The organism is Nonomuraea rhodomycinica, assembly GCF_013363995.1.
Classification (GTDB): Bacteria; Actinomycetota; Actinomycetes; order Streptosporangiales; family Streptosporangiaceae; genus Nonomuraea; species Nonomuraea rhodomycinica.
This window is the reverse complement of the sequence record NZ_JABWGO010000006.1, coordinates 351802-373674: the sequence shown is the minus strand read 5'-3', so window position 1 is coordinate 373674 and position 21873 is coordinate 351802. Positions and strand designations below refer to the sequence as shown.

At 72.3% G+C, this 21873-nt stretch carries 18 protein-coding genes; 9 read left to right on the top strand and 9 right to left on the bottom strand.

Annotated features, from left to right (window positions below):
- Positions 1–61 precede the first annotated feature (61 nt).
- Genes HT134_RS25555 through HT134_RS25545 form a run of 3 tightly spaced genes read left to right on the top strand, consistent with a single transcriptional unit; the run spans position 62 to position 4003 of the window.
- Positions 62–988: a TetR/AcrR family transcriptional regulator gene (locus HT134_RS25555; protein ID WP_246365298.1), complete on the top strand. Its 927-nt coding sequence runs from the start codon at positions 62–64 to the stop codon at positions 986–988.
- 53 nt (positions 989–1041) lie between these two features.
- The gene (locus tag HT134_RS25550) at positions 1042–3102 is read left to right on the top strand and encodes an RNA degradosome polyphosphate kinase (RefSeq protein ID WP_175602977.1); all 2061 of its coding nucleotides are present in this window, start codon (positions 1042–1044) and stop codon (positions 3100–3102) included.
- A complete protein-coding gene (locus tag HT134_RS25545) occupies positions 3092–4003 on the top strand; it encodes an NUDIX hydrolase (RefSeq protein WP_175602976.1) in 912 nt (303 codons plus the stop codon). Before HT134_RS25550 ends, HT134_RS25545 begins: the two co-directional genes overlap by 11 nt.
- Positions 4004–4009: 6 nt before the next feature.
- Here the strand turns inward: HT134_RS25545 and HT134_RS25540 are convergent, their stop codons facing one another.
- Both HT134_RS25540 and HT134_RS25535 read right to left on the bottom strand, forming a co-directional pair.
- On the bottom strand, positions 4010–5500 hold the full coding sequence (locus HT134_RS25540) for a CYTH and CHAD domain-containing protein (protein ID WP_175602975.1): 1491 nt from the start codon (positions 5498–5500) through the stop codon (positions 4010–4012).
- Between the two features lie 73 nt (positions 5501–5573).
- Positions 5574–6356, bottom strand: coding sequence for a trans-aconitate 2-methyltransferase (locus HT134_RS25535; RefSeq protein WP_217708323.1), 783 nt, complete (start codon positions 6354–6356; stop codon positions 5574–5576).
- Positions 6357–6412: 56 nt separating this feature from the next.
- On the opposite strand from HT134_RS25535, the gene HT134_RS25530 reads away from it, so the two are divergent.
- On the top strand, positions 6413–6913 hold the full coding sequence (locus HT134_RS25530; protein WP_175602974.1) for a MarR family winged helix-turn-helix transcriptional regulator: 501 nt from the start codon (positions 6413–6415) through the stop codon (positions 6911–6913).
- Positions 6914–6934: 21 nt separating this feature from the next.
- On the opposite strand, the gene HT134_RS25525 is transcribed toward HT134_RS25530, so the two are convergent.
- Complete coding sequence (locus tag HT134_RS25525) at positions 6935–8761, bottom strand: ABC-F family ATP-binding cassette domain-containing protein (protein ID WP_175602973.1); 1827 nt, start codon at positions 8759–8761, stop codon at positions 6935–6937.
- A 273-nt stretch (positions 8762–9034) separates the two neighbouring features.
- Entirely contained in the window at positions 9035–9937 is a 903-nt protein-coding gene (locus tag HT134_RS25520) for a 4-(cytidine 5'-diphospho)-2-C-methyl-D-erythritol kinase (protein ID WP_175602972.1), read from the bottom strand.
- A 212-nt stretch (positions 9938–10149) separates the two neighbouring features.
- Here HT134_RS25520 and HT134_RS25515 point away from each other — a divergent pair, with 212 nt between their 5' ends.
- Positions 10150–10974, top strand: coding sequence for an arginase family protein (locus HT134_RS25515; protein WP_217708322.1), 825 nt, complete (start codon positions 10150–10152; stop codon positions 10972–10974).
- 118 nt (positions 10975–11092) lie between these two features.
- On the opposite strand, the gene HT134_RS25510 is transcribed toward HT134_RS25515, so the two are convergent.
- Positions 11093–11662 (bottom strand): GNAT family N-acetyltransferase, encoded by a 570-nt coding sequence (locus HT134_RS25510; RefSeq protein ID WP_312888417.1) that lies wholly within the window; start codon positions 11660–11662, stop codon positions 11093–11095.
- A gap of 581 nt (positions 11663–12243) precedes the next feature.
- On the opposite strand from HT134_RS25510, the gene HT134_RS25505 reads away from it, so the two are divergent.
- Both HT134_RS25505 and HT134_RS25500 read left to right on the top strand, forming a co-directional pair.
- Positions 12244–12645: a hypothetical protein gene (locus HT134_RS25505; protein WP_175602971.1), complete on the top strand. Its 402-nt coding sequence runs from the start codon at positions 12244–12246 to the stop codon at positions 12643–12645.
- Positions 12646–12858: 213 nt separating this feature from the next.
- Positions 12859–14163: a serine hydrolase domain-containing protein gene (locus HT134_RS25500; protein ID WP_175602970.1), complete on the top strand. Its 1305-nt coding sequence runs from the start codon at positions 12859–12861 to the stop codon at positions 14161–14163.
- Positions 14164–14620: 457 nt separating this feature from the next.
- Here HT134_RS25500 and HT134_RS25495 read toward each other — a convergent pair whose 3' ends face one another.
- The 3 genes from HT134_RS25495 to rsmA form a co-directional block, all read right to left on the bottom strand.
- A complete protein-coding gene (locus HT134_RS25495; protein WP_175602969.1) occupies positions 14621–15145 on the bottom strand; it encodes a GNAT family N-acetyltransferase in 525 nt (174 codons plus the stop codon).
- Between the two features lie 271 nt (positions 15146–15416).
- Entirely contained in the window at positions 15417–16499 is a 1083-nt protein-coding gene (locus tag HT134_RS25490) for a C40 family peptidase (RefSeq protein WP_175602968.1), read from the bottom strand.
- A gap of 408 nt (positions 16500–16907) precedes the next feature.
- The gene (gene rsmA, locus HT134_RS25485) at positions 16908–17792 is read right to left on the bottom strand and encodes a 16S rRNA (adenine(1518)-N(6)/adenine(1519)-N(6))-dimethyltransferase RsmA (RefSeq protein WP_175602967.1); all 885 of its coding nucleotides are present in this window, start codon (positions 17790–17792) and stop codon (positions 16908–16910) included.
- A 46-nt stretch (positions 17793–17838) separates the two neighbouring features.
- On the opposite strand from rsmA, the gene HT134_RS25480 reads away from it, so the two are divergent.
- On the top strand, positions 17839–19782 hold the full coding sequence (locus HT134_RS25480) for a serine/threonine-protein kinase (RefSeq protein ID WP_312888416.1): 1944 nt from the start codon (positions 17839–17841) through the stop codon (positions 19780–19782).
- Positions 19782–20999 (top strand): FG-GAP repeat protein, encoded by a 1218-nt coding sequence (locus HT134_RS25475; RefSeq protein ID WP_175602966.1) that lies wholly within the window; start codon positions 19782–19784, stop codon positions 20997–20999. The genes HT134_RS25480 and HT134_RS25475 overlap by 1 nt, the downstream gene beginning before the upstream one ends.
- A gap of 7 nt (positions 21000–21006) precedes the next feature.
- Here the strand turns inward: HT134_RS25475 and HT134_RS25470 are convergent, their stop codons facing one another.
- Positions 21007–21873 (bottom strand): TatD family hydrolase, encoded by an 867-nt coding sequence (locus tag HT134_RS25470; RefSeq protein WP_312888415.1) that lies wholly within the window; start codon positions 21871–21873, stop codon positions 21007–21009.

Sequence of the window (21873 nt, the reverse complement as noted above, 5' to 3'; positions counted from 1 at the left end):
CGGTCTCGCGCCCGGCACCGCCATTATGGAAACCGTGACCGAACCCCGATCTCGCAGGCGCATGACCGGAAGAGAGCGACGCGAACAGCTGATCCGGATCAGCCGCACGCTGTTCGCCGAGAAGGGGTTCGACGGGACCTCCATCGAGGAGATCGCGGCGACCGCCCAGGTCTCCAAGCCCGTCGTGTACGAGCACTTCGGCGGCAAGGAAGGCGTCTACGCCGTCGTCGTGGACCGCGAGATGCAGAAGCTGCTCTCCATGATCACCGGGGCGCTGTCCGCCTCGCACTCGCTGATCAAGCTGGAGCGGGCCGCCCTGGCGCTGCTCCAGTACATCGAGGAGAGCAGCGAGGGCTTCCGCATCCTCGTGCGCGACTCCCACGCCGCGTCGGGCACGGGCACGTTCGCGAGCCTGATCAGCGAGATCGCCAGCCAGGTCGAGGACGTGCTCGCCGACGAGTTCTCCGCGCGCGGCTACGACCCGAAACTCGCCCCCATGTACGCCCAGATGCTGGTCGGCATGGTGGCCCTGACCGGCCAGTGGTGGCTGGACGTGCGCAAGCCCGGCCGGGAGGAGGTCGCGGCGCACCTGGTCAACCTCGCCTGGAACGGCCTGACCGGGCTCAACCCGCAGCCCGCGATCACGGTGACGACCCGCGCGCACCCGAGCGTGGCCAAGGCGTCCCGGCCCAGCGACAGGGAGCTGCGCGAGCTGGAGAAGGCCCGCGAGAAGGAGCTCAAGGAGGCCGAGAAGGCGCGCCAGAAGGAGCTGCGCGAGGCCGAGAAGGCCCGCGTCCGCGAGCTGAAGGAGCGCGAGCGCCTGCTCAAGGAGGCCGAGAAGGAGCGGGAGCGGCTGCTGAAGGAGGCGGAGAAGGCCCGCGAGCGCGAGGAGAAGCTGCGCCAGCGCGAGGCCCGGCTCGCCGAGCGCGCCGCCCGGTTGGGTCAGGGCGAGGAGATCCGGCCCAACAGTCTTGACCAGGCAGAATAGGTCGTTGCCGAGTAGTTAACGTTCTGTTCAGATAAATAGGGCATATTTCACATATGTCCGTGGAACCGCTGCGTCCGGAAAGCGATCTGCCCCTGCCTCAGGAGAGGTTCCTCAACCGCGAGGAAAGCTGGCTCCAGTTCAACGAGCGAGTGCTGGAGCTGGCCGAGGACTCCTCGCTCCCGCTCCTGGAACGGGTGCGCTTCCTCGCCATCTTCGCGAGCAACCTCGACGAGTTCTTCCGGGTACGGGTCGCCGGGCTGAAACGGCGCATGGCCACGGGCCTGCTGCTGCGGACCAAGAGCGGGCTCAAGCCGCGCGAGGAGCTGGTCCGCATCTCCACCATCGCCGGCGACCTGGCCGGCCGGCACGCGGCCCTCTTCCACGACACGATCGTGCCGCGGCTGGCGGCCGAGGGCATCGAGATCGCCCGCTGGGAGGGCCTCGGCCGCGAGGAGCGGACCGAGCTGCGCAAGCTGTTCAGGGAACGGATCAGGCCGGTCCTCACGCCGCTGGCCGTGGACCCCGCCCACCCCTTCCCCTACATCTCGGGCCTCAGCCTCAACCTGGCCGTCGTGGTGCGCAACCCGGCGACCGACCACACCGTCTTCGCCCGGGTCAAGGTGCCCTCGCAGCTCCCCCGGTTCGTGCAGGCGTCGCCGAACCGGTTCGTACCGCTGGAGGACGTGATCGCGGCCCACCTCGGGCAGCTCTTCAAGGGCATGGAGATCGTCCAGCACCACGTCTTCCGCGTCACCAGGAACGAGGACCTCGACGTCGACGAGGACGTCACCGAGAACCTCATGCAGGCCCTGGAGAAGGAGCTGATCAAGCGCCGCTTCGGCCCGCCCGTGCGGCTGGAGGTCGAGGACACGATCACGCCCGAGGTGCTGGAGCTGCTCGTGGACGAGCTGGGCGTGGCGCCGCACGAGATCTACCGCATCGCCGGGCCGCTGGACCTGACCGGCCTGCACGCCATCGCCGACCTCGACCGGGGCGAGCTCAGCTACCGGCCCTTCGTGCCCGCCGAGGTCATCAGCGCCGACGACGACATCTTCAGCGTGCTGCGCGAGCGCGACGTGCTGCTGCACCACCCGTACGACTCGTTCTCCACCAGCGTGCAGCGCTTCATCGAGATGGCGGCGGCCGACCCGAGGGTGCTGGCCATCAAGCAGACCCTCTACCGCACCAGCGGCGACTCCCCCATCGTGGACGCCCTCATCGACGCCGCCGAGGCCGGCAAGCAGGTCGTCGTCGTGGTCGAGATCAAGGCCCGCTTCGACGAGCACGCCAACATCACCTGGGCCCGCAAGCTGGAGCGCGCCGGCTGCCACGTGGTCTACGGCGTCGTCGGGCTCAAGACCCACTGCAAGCTCGCCCTCGTCGTCCGCCAGGAGCCCTCCGGGGAACTGCGCCGTTACTGCCACATCGGCACCGGCAACTACAACCCCAAGACCGCCCGGCAGTACGAGGACTTCGGGCTGCTCACCGCCGACCCGCTGGTCGGCGAGGACGTCACCGACCTGTTCATCCACCTGACCGGCTACTCCAACCACTCGGCCTATCGCAGGCTGCTGGTCGCCCCGCACTCGCTGCGCGGCGGGCTGCTGGCCAGGATCGAGCGGGAGATCGCCCACCAGCGGGCCGGCCGCCCCGCGCGCATCAGGATCAAGACGAACTCCCTGGTGGACGAGCCGATCATCGACGCCCTCTACCGCGCCTCGCGCGAGGGCGTGCCGGTGGACCTGTGGGTGCGCGGCGTGTGCATCCTGCGGCCCGGCGTCCCCGACCTGTCCGAGAACATCCGGGTCCGGTCGATCCTGGGCAGGTTCCTGGAGCACTCGCGTGTGTACGAGTTCGGGCTGGGCAGGCGACCCGAGGTGTGGATCGGCAGCGCCGACCTGATGCGCCGCAACCTGGACCGCCGGGTCGAGGCGCTGGTCAAGGTCACCTCCTCGCAGCACAAGGCGTACCTGATCGACCTCATGGACCGGGCCATGGCCGAGACCACCAACGCCTGGTGGCTCGACGGCGACGGCAAGTGGGTCCACCACCCCGGCGAGGACCTGCAGACCCAGCTCATCGCCTCGCGCCGCTGGAGGACCGTTGACGACTGACGGGGGCCTGCACGCGGCCGGGGCCGTCGTCTGGCGGGGCGACCCGGCCGCGCCCGAGGTCGCCGTCGTCCACCGCCCCCGCTACGAGGACTGGACGTTCCCCAAGGGCAAGCTCAAGCCCGGCGAGCATCCCGTCGCCGCCGCCCTGCGCGAGGTGCGCGAGGAGACGTGCCTGACGGTCGTGCTCGGCCGCGCCCTGCCGACGGTCCACTACCTGATCGGGGGCCGGATCAAGCGGGTGGACTACTGGACGGCCCGGGTCGTCGGGCAGGAGGCGTTCGAGCCGGGCGACGAGGTGGACGAGCTGCGGTGGGTGCCGGCGGGCGAGGCGCGCTCGCTGCTCACCTACGCGTGGGACACCGGCCTGCCGGACGCGCTCACGGCCGCGCCGCTCGACACCACGCCCCTCGTCCTCATCCGGCACGCCACCGCCGGGTCCCGGCGGGAATGGGACGGCGACGACGCCCTGCGCCCCCTGGACGCCGGGGGCCGGGCCCAGGCGGCGACGCTGGCCGGGGTGCTGGCCGCCTACCGGCCGGAGGAGGTGCTCAGCTCGCCGAGCCTGCGCTGCGTGCAGACGGTCGAGCCGTACGGGGCTCCGGCACGGCTGGAGCCGCTGCTGAGCGAGGAGGGCCAGGACCCGGACAAGACGGCGGCGCTGGTGGCCGCGCTGCGCGGGCCGGCGGTCGTGTGCAGCCACGGCAAAGTGCTGCCGGAGCTGATCCGGCGCCTCGGCGGCGAGGAGGCGGAGCCCGCGGAGCAGGGGAAGGGCTCGACGGCGGAGCCCGCGGAGCAGGGGAAGGGCTCGACGGCGGGGCTCGTCGAGCTGGAGAAGGGCGAGCTGGCCGTGCTGCACCGCGCGGACGGGCAGGTGGTGGCCATGGAGCGCCACATCACCTGACGCCGGTCAGGGCGCGAGCTGCTTGAGTGCCTTGCGCACCTCTTCGGACGTGCCGGCCCACACCTGCGGGAAGTCCTCCAGAGCCCGCTCGGCGCGGGTGCGCTCCAGGCCGATCAGCACGCCGTAGGTGAAGGTGTCCTCCCCCGCCTCGCGCGCGCTCCGCGCCTCCTTGGCCAGGGTCTGCTGCGCGACCACCCCGTCCTGGTGCTCGCCCAGCGCGTCCTGGACGCCCTCGGCCAGCTTGCCCAGCCGCGCCGCGCCGGGGCCGAGGACGTCCTGGAGCGCCTCGGCGGTGTAGCGGGCGCGCTTGGCCGCCTTGCGCACGTCGTGCATGGCGGTCTCATGGCGCTCCGGCTCGGTGATCTCCTGCGCCGCGTCGTACCGGCGCTCCACCCGCTCCCAGTTGGCGGCGGCCACGGCGGGCAGTTCCTCGGCCGCCGGCCGGGCCGCGCGCTTGCCCAGCTCGGGCGCCGCCGTCAGCTCGTCCAGGGCGTCGAGCAGCCGGTAGTAGCGGCCGCCGCTCAGCGCCTCGCGGATCCGCCCGTACGCCTGCGTCTCGCGCTCGCGCAGGCCGTCGCCGAGCCTGGCCCGGATCGGGCCGGTGACCAGTTCGGGCGGGAGCCCCAACAGCTCCCCGGCGAACCTCTCCCGGATCACCTCCAGGTCGCGGGCCTCGCCGAGGACCAGGCCGAGCCACTTGAGCTCGTCCTGGAGGTGGACGGTGTTCCGGACGATCTTCTTGAACGCCTTGAGCGCGCTGCGCAGCCGCCGGGAGGCGACCCGCATCTGGTGGACGGCGTCCTCCTCGGCGCGGCGTACCCGGGGATCCTGCGCGAGCAGCGCGCCGACCTGGGAGGCCAGGTAGCCGGCCACCACCTCGCCGGCGCTGCCGGGGTCGGTCGCGGCCCGGCGCGGGGCGGGCACGTCGAGGAGTCTCAGGAGCTTGCTGGACGCGCCGGCCGGGGTGGCGCCCGCCTTGCGGAGCCGCTTGCCGACCTTGGCCAGCACCTGCTCGTCACCGTCGATCAGTTCGGCCTCGACCTCGCGCCAGCGGACGATTCGCGGCACCTCGCCGAACACCGTGCCCTTGACGCGGTCGTCGGCGACCTCCACCAGACGCCGTTCGCCGTCGCGCACGACCGTGACGCTCCTGCGGGTCTCCAGCTCGGCGACCGCCTGGAGCGGGGCTCCCCTCGTGTAGGCGCGGACCAGCTCGCCCAGCTCGTCCGGCACGACCCTGACGCTGCGGGTGAGGGGGTGATGGATCTCCTGGCGGGCGCCCTTGGCCTTGGGCAGCTTGAGGTGCCATCCGGCGTCGTCGCCGCCCCTGCGGCGTCTGAGGGTGACGCCGTGCGCGGCCAGCCGCAGGTCGGGGGTGTCGTAGTAGAGCGCCACGAGCGTGTGGGTCTTCGGCCCCGCCACCTCGCCGACCCGGCTCAGGTCCGGAATCGTGTAGTCGGGGGGTACGTCGAACTTGTCCTCGATCTCGATGCCCACCGCACCTCGCAAAGGTCCTGATTTATAACAATCATGCCACTGTGGGGTGCAGAATCACATGAGTCCAGATCGGCTACTGCTCGGCGGCCCTGTGGGCCACCACGAAGATCCGGCGGAACGGGAACGGCGTGCCGTAGTCCCGGGCCGGATAGGCCTCGACGAGCCGCGGCGCGAGGTCGTTGGTGAAGGCGGTGTGCTCGCTCGGGTCCAGCCGGTCGAAGACGGGCCGCAGAGCGGTGCCGGAGATCCAGGTGAGCACGGCGTCCTCACCCTGGAGCACGTGCGTGTAGGTGGTCTCCCAGGCGTCGACCCGGAGCCCGAACCCCGACAGCAGGTCCAGGTACTCGACCGGCTCGCCCACCTCGACGTCGCGGCCCAGGTCGCCGAGCCGTTCCGCCCATCGCGGGGAGGCACAGACCTCGCGGATCGCCACGTGGCTGGGCGCGTCGAAGTTCCCCGGCACCTGGAAGGCCAGCCAGCCGTCCTCGTCGAGCGCGTCCACCCAGTGTCCGAGCACGTCACGGTGCTCGGGCACCCACTGGAGCACGGCGTTGGACAGCAGGACGTCCACCGGCCGGTCCGGCCGCCACATGGTCACGTCCGCGACGGCGAACCTCGGGGCGCCGTCCAGCTCCCGCGCCTTGGAGATCATCGCCGGGGACGAGTCGAAGCCCTCCACGGTCGCGCCGGGCCAGCGGCGGGCCAGCTCAAGGGTGAGCTCGCCGCTGCCGCAGCCCGCGTCCACGACGTAGTCGGGCTGCTCGGCGCCCACGCGGGCGAGCAGGTCACGGAACGGGCGTGAGCGCTCGTCGGCGAACCTGGCGTAGGTCGCGGGATCCCAGATATCTCTTGACATAAAGATAATTGATATCGAGACACATATCTCGATGTCAAGACAGTACACTCGATGTCATGACGCAGGATGCGCAGGACGAGGTGGACCGGCTCGTCGCGGCCTGGCGGGCCGAACGGCCCGACCTCGACGTCGAGCCCCTCCAGGTGCTCTCCCGCGTATCGAGGCTGGCCAAACACCTCGACCGGGCAAGACGTGCCGCGTTCGCCGAGCACGGCCTCGAACCGTGGGAGTTCGACGTGCTGACGGCGCTGCGCCGGGCCGGCAAGCCGTACGAGCTGAGCCCGGGGGCGCTGCTGCGCGCCACGCTGGTCACCTCCGGCACGATGACCAACCGGATCGACCGCCTGGCGCAGGCCGGGCTCGTGGTGCGCCGGCCCGACCCGGAGGACCGGCGCGGGGTGCTCGTGTCGCTCACGCCGGCCGGGCTCGACCGGGTCGACGCCGCGTTCGCCGGGCTGCTGCGCAGGGAGCACGAGCTGCTGGCCGGGCTGGGCGCGGCGGAGCAGCGGGCGCTGGCCGGGCTGCTCCGGACCCTCCTGGCCCCGTTCGACTCCTGACCCGCCGCGTTCGGGCGCGGGTCAGTCGCCGAGGCGGTCGGCGACCTCCAGCCAGGCCGCCTCGACCTCGTCCTTCTGGGCCAGCACGTCGCGCAGCTCCGCGTCCAGGGAGCCGAGCCGTTCGTAGTCGGCCGCCGCCTCGGCCATGGCCGCGTGCAGCTTGGCCTCCTGCTCGCCCAGCTTGTCGAGCTGCCGTTCGAGGCGGTTGAGCTCCTTGCGCAGCTCCCGTTCCTCCTTGGCCGACAGCCCCGCGGGTGCTTCGGCCGGGCCGCTGACCGCGTCCGTCGCGTCCTTCGCGTTCTTCGCGTCCGAGGTGGTCGCGCCGAGGCCGGTGCGGGCCGTCAGCGCGGCGCCCGCCGCCCGCCGTTCGAGGTACTCGTCCACCCCGCCGGGCAGCAGCGACAGCCGCCCGTCGCCCAGCAGGGCCACCGAGCGGTCGGTGACGCGCTCCAGGAAGTAGCGGTCGTGGCTGACCAGGATCAGTGTGCCCGGCCAGCCGTCGAGCAGGTCCTCCAGCTCGTTCAGCGTCTCGATGTCGAGGTCGTTGGTCGGCTCGTCGAGCAGCAGCACGTTCGGGTCGTCCATGAGCAGCCGCAGCAGCTGCAGCCGCCGCCGCTCGCCGCCCGACAGGTCGCCGACGACCTTCCACTGCGCGTCGCCCTTGAACCCGAGGCGTTCGAGGAGCTGGGAGGCCGTCCACTCCTTCTTGCCGACCTGGATGTACTTGCGGATCTCCTCGACCGTCTCCAGCACGCGCCGCGTGGGGTCGAGCTCGGCCAACTCCTGCGACAGGTGTGCCAGCCGCACCGTCCGGCCGCGCACGACCCGGCCCGAGTCGGCCTCCACCGTGCCGGCCAGCAGGCGCAGCACCGAGGACTTGCCGGAGCCGTTCACGCCGATCAGACCGATGCGGTCGCCCGGCCCGAACTGCCACGTGGTGCGGTCGAGGACCAGCGGCCCCGCGCCGGGGCCGCCGGCGTGCAGCGTGACGTCCTCCAGGTCGTACACCGTCTTGCCGAGCCGCGCCGTGGCGAACTTCACCAGCTCGACGCTCTCGCGCGGCGGCGGCTCGTTCGCGATGAGCGCCTGGGCCGCCTCGATGCGGAACTTCGGCTTTGAGGTGCGGGCGGGCGGGCCGCGCCGCAGCCAGGCGATCTCCTTGCGCATGAGGTTCTGCCGGCGCTCCTCGGCGGCCTGGGCGATCCGCGCCCGCTCGGCCTTGGCCAGCACGTACGCGGCGTACCCGCCCTCGTAGCGCTCGACCCGGCCGTCCACGACCTCCCAGGTGCGGGTGGACACGGCGTCGAGGAACCACCGGTCGTGGGTCACCACCACCAGCGCGCTCTTGCGCCCGGACAGGTGCGCCGCGAGCCAGGCGATCGCCTCGATGTCGAGGTGGTTGGTGGGCTCGTCCAGCATGATCAGGTCGTGCTCGTCGATGAGCAGCCGGGCCAGCGCCGTGCGCCGCCGCTCGCCGCCGGACAGCTCGCCCGCCCTGGCGTCGAGGTCCAGGTCGCCGATGAGGTTGGCGAGGATCTCGCGGACGGCCTGGTCTCCGGCCCACTCGTGCTCAGCGCGGCCGCCGAGCACGATCTCGCGCACCGGCAGGTCCGGGTCGAGGTCGTCGCGCTGGGAGAGATGGCCCACGCGCAGGCCCCGTGTGTGGGTGACGCGGCCGCTGTCGGGCTTCACGACACCGGCGATGACCGACATCAGCGTGGTCTTGCCGCCGCCGTTGCGGCCGACGACGCCGATGCGCTCACCGGCGCCGACGCCGAGGGAGACGTCGTCGAGGAGCGGCTTGGGGCCGTAGGCGTGGGAGACGGACTCGAGATTGACCAGATTCATGGCCCCACCAGCGTATCGGCCCCCACGGGGGTGACGGTCCCGTGGGCGGGTGGCCGGGGGTGCGCGCCCGGGCCTCAGCCGAGGCCGCGGACACGATCCGTGGCCGTTCTCAGGAGGGGCCGCACAGGCCGGGACGGGACCCCCGCCTCGGGAGGGACCGCAGGCGGGGACGGGATCGCGGGCGCCCTCGTGAGCGGCCTCAGGAAGGACCGCAGGCCGGGGACGGGAGCGCGGGCGCCCTTGTGAGCGGCCTCAGGGGGGTCGTGGGCCGCCTCAGGAGGGCCGTGGGCCCGGGACGGGGCCGTGGGCGGCGAGGGCCGTGCGGCAGGTCGGCAGGTGCGACAGCGTGTCGGCCAGGTGCTCGGCGTGGTCGGCGTCGCCGGCCAGGAAGGCGCAGGTGGGGCCGGAGCCGGACACGAGGGCGCCCAGGGCGCCGGCCCGGCGGCCCGCCTCCAGGGTGTCGCTCAGGTCGGGGCGCAGGGAGAGTGCGGCGGCCTGGAGATCGTTGCTGAGCTCCGCGCCCAGCGCCTCGGCGTCGCCGGTGCGCAGCGCCGCCAGCAGCGGCTCGCTCAGCTGGGGCCACGGCACCTCTACGCCCGCCGTCTCGCGCAGCCGGTCGCACTCCGCGTACACCTTGGCGGTGGACAGGCCCCCCTGAGCCACGGCGAACGCCCAGTGGAACTGCCCGCCCGTCGGCACGTCGCTCAGCCGCTCACCTCGCCCGGTGCCGACCGCCGTCCCTCCCAGCAGCGAGAACGGCACGTCGCTGCCCAGGTCGGCGGCGATCTCCATGAGGTCCTCCAGCGGCAGGCCGAGACCCCACAGCTCGTTGCACGCCACCAGCGCGCCCGCCGCGTCGGCGCTGCCCCCGGCCATGCCGCCGGCGACCGGGATGGACTTGTGGATGACGAGCTCGGCCCCGTAGGTGCGTCCGGCGTGCTTGGCGAGGGCGCGGGCGGCCTGGATGGCGAGGTTGCCGTCGTCCACCGGCACCTGGTCGGCCCAGTCGCCGGCCACCGACACCGTGATGGACTCGGACTCCTTGGCGACGACCTCGTCGAAGACGGACACGGCGTGGAAGACGTTGACCAGGTCGTGATAGCCGTCCTCGCGCAGCGGCCCCACGGACAACTGGACGTTGACCTTCGCGGGCACCCGTACGGTCACCGAACTCATGAATCTTCTGCCACTCTCATCGCCTGCCGGGAAGGACACCCGATGGTATACGGGCGCGTAGCCCGGTCACGCGGTTCTCCGGGAAGTGACCAGGGGATCCCCCCTCGGGAGTGTGCGCCATTGTACGGTTATGTGCTGAACTGGGGTTTTGCCGTCCAGGGTGGAGTAGGTGCGCTGCCCTGTGGCATCGGGGAGTTCGGTGAGGAGGCACAGTGGGGCAGACGGTCGCGACCAGGTCCGATGTGACGGTCGTCGAGGTGCCGCAGTGGCGTGGCTCCGGCGCGCCCACGGCCGAGCGGCTGCGCGAGGGCGCGAAGCTGCTGGCCGACATGGTGCCCGCCGATCACCACGTACGCGTGGAGGTCGATGACGACGACCTGCCGGAGACGGCGGCGCGGGTACGGTCGGCGGTGGCGGCGGCCACCGGCTTCGTGGTCACGGCGGGAGGCGACTGCGGGGTCGAGCTGGAGCCCGTGGCGGAGGCGATGCGGCGTCACGGCGACCGGCTGGTGGTCGTGTGGTTCGACGCGCACGGAGACCTCAACACCCCCGCCACGTCGCCGTCGGGCGCCTTCCACGGCATGGTCCTGCGCGCGCTGACGGGCGAGGGCCCCGCCGGCCTGGTGGCCGACACCCCATTGGACCCGCGCCGGATCGTGCTCGCCGCCGTCCGCGACCTGGACCCGGGCGAGACCGCGTTCATCGAGGCCACCGGCATCCGGCGGGTCACCGGCCCGGACCCGGCCGCCCTGACGGAGACCATCGCGTCGGCGACGCCTCCCGGCCGGAGCCCGGCCGTCTACATCCACATCGACCTGGACGTGCTGGACCCCGGCACCTTCGCCGCCGTCGGCTCCCCCGCCCCCGGCGGCCTGCAGCCGGACCAGCTCCTCGCCATGGTGAAGGCGACGGCGGACCGCTTCGAGGTGACCGGACTCGGCGTCACCGAGTACGAGCCGTCCCGGCCCGAGGATCAAGCTCTGCTCGCGTCCCTGGTCCCGAACCTGGTGGAGGCGTGCGCCCGCCCGCGGACCTGAGGCGCGAGGCCGCACGCCACCAGAAGACCCGGGACACGAGGCCGCACGCCACCAGAAGACCCGGGACACGAGGCCGCACGCCACCCACAAGGCCCGCGCCGCGGGGCGCCTCCGGTCGCTAATCGGTGTCGAGGCGGGCGTGCATGTGCATGTCGTGCCAGCCGTCGGCGTGCAGCGCCTCGCGGCGTTTGAGGCCCTCCAGGGCGAACCCGGCCGCCTCCGCCACCCGGCACGACGCCGCGTTGGCCGTGGAGTGGTTCAGCTCCATGCGGTGCAGGCCGAGCGCGGCGAAGGACCACGCGGTCACGGCTGACAGGGCCCGCGGGGCGATCCGACGGCCGCGCGCCGCCGGCAGCACCCAGTACGACACCTCGGCCACCCCGTCGCGGAAGTTCAACCGGCGCAGGCTCACCTGGCCGACGACCTCCCCCGCGTCCACCACGGCCCACCCGGCGCCGGTCTCCTGACGCCAGCGCCCGGGCCAGGAGTGGATCCAGTCGTCGGCCTCCTCGTCGGTCATGGACCGGCAGTGCCAGCGCTGGATGGCCGGATCGGCGTATCCCGTCAGGACAGCGGGCCGGTCGGACTGCTGCCAGGGCCGAAGGAGGACCCCTCGGGCGTCGATCGTGGGCTGCGCGAGCGTCGCCATCCTGCCGGCCGGCAACGAGGGTCGAACGAGCAAGGGCACGCGCCGATTATCCCGACGAACGGCCTGTCCCGGGAGTGTGGTCAACGGACCAGCCCGGAAGCAGGCGCGCCCTCGAAGCAGGCGCGCCCTCGAAGCAGGTGTCCGCACCCCAGGCCACGCCACGCAGGCCGCTGACGAGGCACGGCCCACGCCTCGTCCGACAGCTCTGCCCAGCACAGCGCGAATGCCGGCGGCTCCGGCACTCCTTCCGACCTGCCAGCCCTGTCGCCACCTCGACCTCGTCGGCGACGACCCTGGTGGAGACCTGGGACCACCGCCGCTCCACCAGCCCCGCCGCCCCCTCACCCTCAGGGACATCAAGACCCTGCTGACCGGCCTCGCGCTCACCCCGCTGTGTCGTGTCAGCCGCCGCGTCAGCGCGGTGACGGCTCGGCGTCAGAGCGGTCGGGGATCGTCAATGCCATGAACGGAACAGCGACTGCGGCCCCAAGGCCGGGTGCGATCCGCTCGGGCGACCAGACCTGAGCGATCTCGACGAAACCCGGCGCTATCAGGACCGCATTCCACCAACGGTCCGTTCGATCTGAGTCTTGTGACAACTCTTGAAGGAGCACACCACCATGTCCATCACCCTCACCGACCAGAACACCCAGACCCTCCGGACCGCCGCGTGGGGCGTCGTCTCGCTGATGGCCGCCGCCGGTGCTGACGGTTCGGCCCACAAGGTCGCCACCGCCGCCTCCATCGCTCTGACCTCCGCGACCGGGCCGGTCGGGCACGTGGTCACCAAGGCGCCGAAGGGCCTGAACGGCAAGACCACCGCCGCGCTCGCCGACGAGGTGCTGCCGGCCCTGACGGCGTCGATGAGCCTGCTCAACGAGCAGGACCTGGCGGAGGCCGACAACTTCCGCCGCACCGTCCTCGTCGCCGTCGAAGCAGCCGTCCAGGCCCGGAAGGGCGCGCCCAGCCCCATCCTCGCTGAGATGGTCCGCAAGATCACCCAGGCCCTCGACGCCGCCTGATGGATGTCGAACTGCCCAGCCACCGCTCGTGTCACAGGGGTCCTGTCCGGACCCCTGTGACGTGGCGGAGTGGCGGCGTCGCGGCGCAAGCGGCGTGGAGGGCCAGGAAATGACGCTCGCGTACGCAGCCCCGTGGTCATGCCCGGCCCGGCTTCACTCCCGAATCGCTCGGCGAGCCATCCGCCCGAGCGCGACACCCGAGACGAGGAAACCATGAAAGCCCCCTCCCCAGCAGCGACCACGGCGACCCGGGCGCGCATCTTCGGCACATACCTGCGCCCGGCCACCAGCGGCAAGGCCGTCCGGCGCGTGGCGGTCACGGCGCTGGCGGCCGCGCTGCTGGCCGGGGCTGCCGCACCGGCACCGGCCACCGCGGACAGCACGCCGACGCCGAAGGCCGCCGCCGGGCAGGATCGCCCGGAACTGCGGGAAGCCGTTCAGGCGTTCATCGATGCGGGTTTCGCCGGGATGCAGGTGCGCGTGCACGACGAGCGGGGCGACTGGGTCGGCAGTGCCGGGGTGAGCAAGCTGGGCCAGAACGCCAAGCCGCCGACGAACGGGCGGTTCCCCACGGGAAGCGTCAGCAAGCCCTTCACCGCGACCCTGGTGCTGCAACTGGTGGCCGAGGGCAAGGTCAAGCTCGATGACCCGGTGGCCGGCTACCTGCCTGAGCTGGGCCTGGACCCGCGGATCACCGTCCGGATGATGCTGCAGCACACCAGTGGCTTGTTCAACTACACCGGCGACTACGACGCCGACGGGACGTTCGTGCCGGGGATTCCCGCCACGGGTGACGAGTGGCTGGCCAATCGGTTCCACACGTACCAGCCCGAGGAGCTGGTACGGCTGGCGTTGTCCAAGCCGCCGCGGTTCGACCCGGGGACCGACCAGAGGTACGCCAACACCAACTACACGCTGGCCCTGCTGCTGATCGAGAAGGTCACCGGCCGCTCGTACGCCGAGGAACTGCGGCGACGCATCCTGCGGCCGCTCGGGATGACGGGCACCATGGTGCCGGGCGCCCGGACGCAGCTTCCCGGGCCGCACGCCCACGGCTACTACCGCTACCAGGACGCGGGTCAGGAGAAGGTGGTCGACATCAGCCGCCAGAACCTCTCCCTGCTGGCCGGCGCCGGTGACCTGATCTCCACCACCAAGGATCTGCAGACGTTCATCTCCGCGCTGAACGGCGGCAGGCTCCTGCCGCCCGCGTTGCTGGCCGAGATGCGCAAGCCGCATGGGGCGCTCGGCTACGGCCTCGGGCTGTTCGCGCAGGACCTGGGTCCGAACTGCGGCATCGTCTACCAGCACAACGGCAGCCCTCCGCACGGCTTCGGGGCGCTGATGTACAGCTCGCCAGACGGCAGCAGGACTCTGACCGCCTCGGTGACCTATGTGGACGACGCCGCGAGGTCCCTGGGGACGAAGCAGTTCCCGAAGGTGGTGGACAAGCTGATCAAGGAGGTGTTCTGCGACGGACCGGACGGGACGGTCAAGGACACCGATCCGGCCCAGTGAACGGGGCGGCTGAGGGACGCCGAGTCGGCCCAGTGGACGGGACGGCCGAGGAGACCGATCCGGCTCAGTAGAGGGGCGGCCAAGGGGCGCCATGTCGGCCCGGTAGACAGGGCGGGCCGGTGCGGACCCGTTCGTCGCCCGGAGGCGGACTGCTTGCGGTCGCGCGTCACGACTTGGTGCTCGTGCTTCTAGCGTCACGATTTGGTGCTCATGCTTCTAGCGTCACGAATTGGTGCTCGTGCATCTAGCGTCACGACTTGGTGCTCGTGCATCTAGTCGTATGTGCTCGCGATCGTGTCCCGTCGGACGGGCCGGGCGGGTTGGTGCCGGCGCACGAGGTGATCTTGCTTCGACACGTACGTCGATCCCTTTCCGTGTGTGCCGAGGCTCGTGCGGACATCGCGGTAATGCCCGAACGCAAGCGCTACCAGCGGCCCGATGCCGTTCCTCGCACAGGTCAGTGATCGGGTGCAGGCATCGATGACGCTTCCGTCTGGTCGTCTCCAGGCTGCACCGGCTTGCTCAGGCGTACCTCCTCCTCCGCATATCCCAGTGCCCGGTAGAAGCTCCTGGCGCGGGCATTGGCCGCGCCGGTCTCCAACGTGATGTGTCGCAGACCACGGTCGCGTGCCCACGATTCGGCGGCGCCCACCAGAGAGCGCCCGACGCCCATGCGCTCGACCTCGGCGGAGACGACGAGCTCGCCGATGTAGGCGTCCACCGCGCCGGTGAAGTGCCGGCGGGTGGTCACGGTGACGAAGCCCGCGATGCGGCCGTCACGGACCGCCACCAGCACACCCAGGCCATCACTGCCGCTCTGGTCGAGGGAGCCGGTGACCCAGTCGTGCGCGGCGACGGCGACGGCGCCGGCATCCCGCCACGCCGCGACTCCCTCGGTCAGGCGCGGCGCCAACTTGATGACCGCATCACGGTCCTCGTCTCGGTAGGGGCGGATCGTGATGCGGTGCTGTTCACCACTCATGATCGGCAGTCTGACATCCGACACGTCCCTGAAAAAACCGCTGAAGGCCCACGAATTCGGCTTCCGTTCGCGTCGTAGAGGGAGTGGATGATGACTCGTCTTGACGTCGCGCGGGAAGCGATGCACTTCTTTCGGTCTCGTGCGGGATGCGGGCACCGACCCGTTTTGACGTCGTACCGAAGCCGGCTCCCGCTCGCCTAGGCAGCCGCGCAGTCCGCGAGAGCTGCTGGCGGCGCGGCCCTGGCGCACCGATGGGCTTGGGCGTCGCAGGTCAGGCCGGGCGTATGGCGCCTCGGTAGCGGGGGCGGTAGTGGGGTGAGTCGAGGAAGCTGGTCTTGCGTACCACGTCTCCGGTCTTCGGGGCGTGGATCATGATGCCGTCGCCGAGGTAGAGGCCCACGTGGGTGGGGTCTCCTGTGCCTCCGCCGAAGAACACCAGGTCGCCCTTGCGCAGGGCGGTCACCGGGACGCGGCGGCCTTGGCGGAATTGGGAGCCGGTGTAGTGGCCCAGTTTCACCCCCGCCTTCGACCAGGCGTACAGGGTGAGGCCGCTGCAGTCGAAGCCTGTGGTGCCGGCGCCCCTGCCGACGCCTCTGGTCGGGCCTGTTGAAGCGCCGCCGCCCCAGGAGAACGGGGTGCCGAGTTGGTCCAGGGCTGCCGCTACGGCGATTTCGCCGCTGGTGCGGGTCTCTTCGTGGTTGGCCTCTCCTCCGTTTTCCGGCTTGGCTCGGCGCTCTGGCTTGGTGTCCTGGTCGTGGGTGTCTGTGGGGGGTTCGGGAGGTGTCGGTGCGTGCGTGCGAGGCTTCTGGCTTGGCGAGGTGGTCGGCAGGCCGGTGATGGGCATCGGAAGGGTGGGGGATGCGTCCTTCTGGAAGTCCTGCCATCGAGGTTGCGGGCTCAGGAGGGCTGCTCCGGGTGCGGCCTGGTAGGGCCACAGCGGCCACCACGTGGGGAGGACCGGTGTTGTCGCGGTGGCGTGGGTGATGGTGATGCCTGCTCGGTCGAGGGCCGTCGTCAGAGGGGGGCTTCCCGCGCACGCCTGAGGAGGAAGGGTCACCACCAGGCGTATCTCTCTCTTGGCGAGGCTGCCGGGGCGGGCTGCGAAGAGGATCGGGCGGGCGGTGCCGTTGAGGGGGCGGGGTCTGTTGGACAGGGCGTCCAGGTGGGTGAGGTGCTGGTCGTTCAGGAGCCTTGCGTACGTCTTGGAGATCGTGACCGTGCCGAAGCAGGGAGCGGTCGCGGGCGTGGCGGATGCCGCGCCCGGCAGGGCGGTGAGGCCGGCGAGCAGGCCGCCGGTGATCGCCGCTGAGGCGCGGCAGAGCTGGGAGAGGGTGAGGGCGGGGCGGGGGGACATGGGGGCCTCCGGTGCCGGTGAAGGATGGAGGCCCCAGGATCGTCTGGGCGCTGATCGGGGCGGGGGGCCGAGCGGGGTTCTGGGGATGAGGGGCGAGGGTGGGGGCGGGTTGTGGAAAAGCGCCCTCGAAAAGCGCCCTCGGCGTGTGTCGAGCGGGGCGCTGCCGGTGCCGGTGGAGCGCGAGGTCGAGCACGGCTACCGGATCACGGTCGGCGCGAATGTCCGCTCGCGCACTGCCTCTCCGGGCGACTGGGCGACTGAGCGACTGGGCGACTGGGTGTCGGGTTCGTCGGCTGTGGGCGGCGATCGCTCCGGGCGTCGGGGATGCGCGCTGTACGCTCTGGTCGCCGCGGCCGAGCCCGGGTACCGCGTTCCCGCAGCGCTCTCGGTCCCACGACGAGGGCAAGGTCACCGATCAGGGGACGCGGCCGGCTCCGGCTTCTGCTCCGCGATGCGGGCGAAGGCGTGGATGTCCAGTTGCTCGCCGCGTGCCGACGGGTCCACGCCCGCCCCCCGCAGCGCCTCCTCCGCCGCCGGTGGGCCGCCGGCCCAGGACGACAGGGCCGCCCGCAGTGTCTTGCGGCGCTGGGCGAACGCGGCGTCGATCACCGCGAACACCTCCTCCCGCGTCGCCTTCGTCTCCGGCGGGTCGCGGCGCACCAGCGAGACCAGGCCCGAGTCCACGTTGGGCACCGGCCAGAAGACCGTGCGGCCCACCGGTCCGGCCCGGCGGACGTCCGCGTACCAGGCCGCCTTCACCGACGGCACCCCGTACACCTTGGAGCCCGGCCCCGCCGCGAGCCGGTCGGCCACCTCGGACTGGACCATGACCAGGCCCTTCTCCAGCGACGGCAGCGCCTCCAGCAGGTGCAGCACCACCGGGACCGCCACGTTGTACGGCAGGTTGGCCACCAGCGCCGTGGGCGTGTGGCCGCCCAGGTCGGCGAGCGAGACGCGCATGGCGTCGGCCGCGACCACGGTCAGCTTGTCGCCGAGGCCGCGCTCCCCCACCGTGAGCGGCAACTGGGTCGCCAGCACGGGATCGATCTCGACGGCCACCACGTGCCGCGCCGTCGGCAGCAACGCCAGGGTGAGCGACCCGAGGCCGGGCCCCACTTCGATCACCACGTCTTCCGGCGACAGGTCCGCTGCCCGTACGATGCGCCGGACGGTCCCTCCGTCGATGACGAAGTTCTGTCCCAGCCGTTTCGTGGGACGAAGATCTAGCTTGTCCGCCAAAATACGTATTTCTGTTGGGCCCAACAGCCTCATCATCCAACCAGTCTCCCGCATCGAAGAACGTGCGATGGCGTACGGGGGGACCACAGGGGAGGATGGCGTGGAACAGGAAGGGACGACCCTGATGGAGCCAACGGGCGCCGCACCCCTTCGCCCGACGGATCTGCGCGAGATCGGGCCCTACCGGTTACTCGGCCGCCTCGGCGAGGGCGGCATGGGCACCGTGTTCCTGGCCCGCGCTCCGACGGGGCGGTTCGTGGCGGTCAAGGTGGTGAAGGCGGAGTTCGCCAACCAGGAGGGGTTCGCGGTCCGCTTCCACGCCGAGGTGGAGAACGCGCGCAGGGTCGCCTCGTTCTGCACCGCCCAGGTCCTCGACAACGGCAACACCGGCGACGGCCGGCCGTACATGGTGACCGAGTACATCGCGGGCACCCCCCTGTCGGCCCAGATCTCCCAGTACGGCGCGCTCGACCCCGGTCCGCTGCACGGCGTGGCGCTCGGCGTCGCGGCGGCGCTGGCCGCCATCCACGTGGCGGGGCTGGTCCACCGCGACCTCAAGCCGGCCAACGTCATCCTCTCCCTGTCCGGGCCGCGCGTGATCGACTTCGGCATCGCGCGGGCGCTGGACCGCGAGACCGGGTTCACGCTCTCGGGCGAGTTGCTCGGCAGTCCGGGCTGGTGGGCTCCCGAGCAGGTACGCGGCGAGACGATCACCCCGGCCGTGGACATCTTCGCCTGGGGCTGCCTGGTCGCCTACTCGGGCAACGGCCGCCATCCGTTCGGCCGGGGTGACGTCATCACGCTGGCCTCGCGGGTGCTGCACTCGGCCCCGGAGCTGGGCACGCTCCCCGCCCCGCTCAACGATCTCGTACGCCGGGCGACTGCCATGGACCCCGCCCAGCGGCCCTCGGCGCAGGAACTCGTGATCGCCCTGGTCGGCGGCGGGCTCCCCGGCACGGGGGCGACGGCCCCGGCCGCCGACCCGCCCACGCTGGTGGCCACCGAGCTGCTGAGCGAGTGGCAGGCGCCGCAGAACGTGGTGGACGAGCCCGACATCACCGCCACCTTCGCCACCCCGCCACCGGCCGACACCCTGGCGACGCCCGGTTCGTCACCGTCGAGGTCCGCTTCCTCTCCGTCTTCTCCTTCGTCTTCCTCTTCGCTCTCTTCCGCGGCTGTTCCGCCGACGTCGGCATCCGGCTCTCCTTCTACGCCCCCGTCAGGCCCGCCCGCCGCGGACGCCCACACCCGGGTGGAGAAGCCGGCCGCCCTGTCCGAGGAGGAGCTGGCGCGGCGCGAGGAGCTGGCCGCCCGCGAGCAGCTGGCCCAGTGGGACATCAAAGCCCAGGCCCTGTCACAGGCCCAGGCCCAGGCACAGCTTCAGGCGCAGGTGGGGAGTCGGCCGCGGTCACAGGACGCATCCCGGGCCGGGAGCGAAGGCGTCCAGCCGGCCCGCGGCCAGCCGCAGGCACCACGCCCTCTGGAGACCTCCGACACCATCCCGCCCCAGGACCAGCAGGCCCGGCGTCCCCGCGGCACCCGCTGGCTCATCGCCGCGGCCGCCGCCGTCCTCGCCATCGCCGTCACCGCGGCCGTCCTCGTCACCACCTCGCCCCGCGACGTCGCCTCCCCCGTCCGCACCCGCAGCGCCTCCCCGGCGGCGCAGCGGCAGCCGGTCGACCTCGGCCGCAGGTTCCCGCTCGGCACGTCGTTCGACGATCCCGTGCTGGTGGTCGCGACGGCGCCGACCTGCGGGCTGAAGGAGTACGAGGGCACGCGGCAGACCCAGGGGCAGCTCTGCGTCGTGCGCTGGTCGATGATCAACCCGGGTGGTGTCCTGCGGGAGATCGGCAGCCCGGCCGTGTCGCTGGTGGACGACCAGGGCGGCCGGCACGACCCCGCGCCGGTCCAGCTTCCCGACGTGATCGCGCCGGGTGGCCGCCTCGACCGGGCCTACGTCTTCGACCTGCCGCTCTACCGCACCCCCGTCCGGCTCACGGCGACCCTGCTCAAGGGGGGCCGCCAGGTGGAGGTCAGGCTGTGATGACCCTGCGCGCGGCCCTCCTCACCGCGGTGCTGCTGTCCACGGCGGCCACGGGCCTGGCGAGTCCCGCGACCGCCACGGCCCGCGCGAGGACGGCCGCCTGCGCCGGTCCGAACGACTTCGACGGTGACGGCGTGGACGACGTGGCCGTGGGCGACCCCTTCGCCGACGACGACACGGGCGCCGTTCACGTGATCTCCGGGCAGAAGGTCGTGCCCGTCCCGGTGCCCGGTCTGGCGCGAGGGGACGGGTTCGGCTGGTCGGTGCGGCTGGCCAAGGTCAACGCCGACGCCTGCGCCGACCTGGTCGTCGGCGCGCCGTTCACGGACGTGCGCAGCAGCGCGGACGCGGGCGCCGCCTACGTCGTGTACGGCGGGGGCGCGGCGCCGCCCCGGCGGCTCACCGCGTCCGAGCCGCAGCGCGACGCCCACTTCGGCTGGTCCGTGGCCGGCAAGGGCGACCTGGTCGCGATCGGCGCACCGTACGAGGACGAGGCGCGGCTGGCCGACACCGGCGCCGTCTACGTGGCCAAGGGCGAGGGCCGGCCGCGCCGGATCAGCCAGGAGTCGCAGGAGGTGCCGGGCAACGGCGAGGTGGGCGACCAGTTCGGCTGGGCGCTGGCCTTCGGCGCGGGCAACCAGCTCGTCGTGGGCGTGCCGTACGAGAACGACGACGGCGCGGGCCGCCAGGTCGGCACCGGGAAGATCGACTCGGGGGCGGTGGTCGTCATCGCCGACGCGCTCGCGCCCAGGCTGTCGGGTGTCAAGCTCGACTCCCCCACCGACGCCGACGGCGACCGGTACGGCTACGCGGTGGCGTACGCCGACGGTGCGGGCCTGGCGGTCGGCGCGCCCGGCCCCGGCTACGTGCAGCTCCTGGACCCGAAGCTCGCACCGCTCAGGACCGTCCGGCAGGGCGGCGAGCAGGCGTTCGGCTTCTCCCTGGCCGCCTCGGCCGACGGCCGGCTGGCCGTCGGGGCTCCGTACGGCGGCGGTGTCCGCGTGCTGTCCTTCCGCGACCCGGCCGACGAGCGCGTGCTCCCCTCCGCGGACGGCCTCGCCGGCTACGCCGTGGCCTTCAGCGGCAACAAGCTGTACGTGGGCCGGCCCGACGCCGCCCCGTACGGGAGGGTCGCGGTGGCCGGCCGCAACGCCGAGGAGCCGCAGGACGTGCAGCCCGTGAAGGGCGCCGACTTCGGGACGTCCCTGGGAGGCTGAGCCGAGGTCACCACGCGCCGAAGACGGCCACCCCGTTGGCGTCGATCGCCTCGCACAGCGCGCCCGGCTCGACGCCCTTGACCTCCGCCAGGCAGCGCAGCGTCAGCGGGATCAGGTAGGGCGCGTTGGGCTTGCCGCGGTGGGGCACCGGCGGCAGGTAGGGGGCGTCGGTCTCGACGAGCATGAGCTCCACCGGCGCCACCCGGGCCGCCTCGCGCAGGTAGCCGGCGTTCTTGTACGTGACGGGCCCGGAGAACGACAGGTAGTAGCCCGCCGCCGCGCACTCGGCGGCCATCTCGGCGTCGCCCGAGAAGCTGTGGAACACCACGACCGGCGGCGCCCCCTCCTCGGCCAGCACCTTGAGCACGTCGGCGTGGGCGTCGCGGTCGTGGATGACCAGCGCCTTGCCGGTGCGCTTGGCGATCTCGATGTGCGCCCGGAACGAGGCGTGCTGGTCGTCGCGGCTCGCCCAGTCGCGGAAGTAGTCGAGGCCGGTCTCGCCCACCGCGCGCACCTCGGGCCGGCCGGCCAGCGCCTCGATCTCGGCCAGCGTCTCGGGGGTGGCGGCGTGCGCCTCGTTGGGGTGGATCGCCACCCCGGCGTACACGTCGGCGTGCCCGGCCGCCACCTCGGCGTTCCAGCGCGACGACGGCAGGTCGTAGCCGATCGTGACGAGCCGGGTCACCCCGACGGCGCGGGCGGCGTCGAGGATGCCGGTCACGGTGGCCGACGCGGCCTGCGCCGCAAGGGCGACCGGGTCGCCCGAGGACGCCTGCCGGTCGCCCACCATGATGTCGAGGTGGCAGTGGCTGTCGAACACCGGAGCCGGCAGCGGCTCCGGCGCGACGGGAGGCGCGGCGGGGGGCTTGCTCAC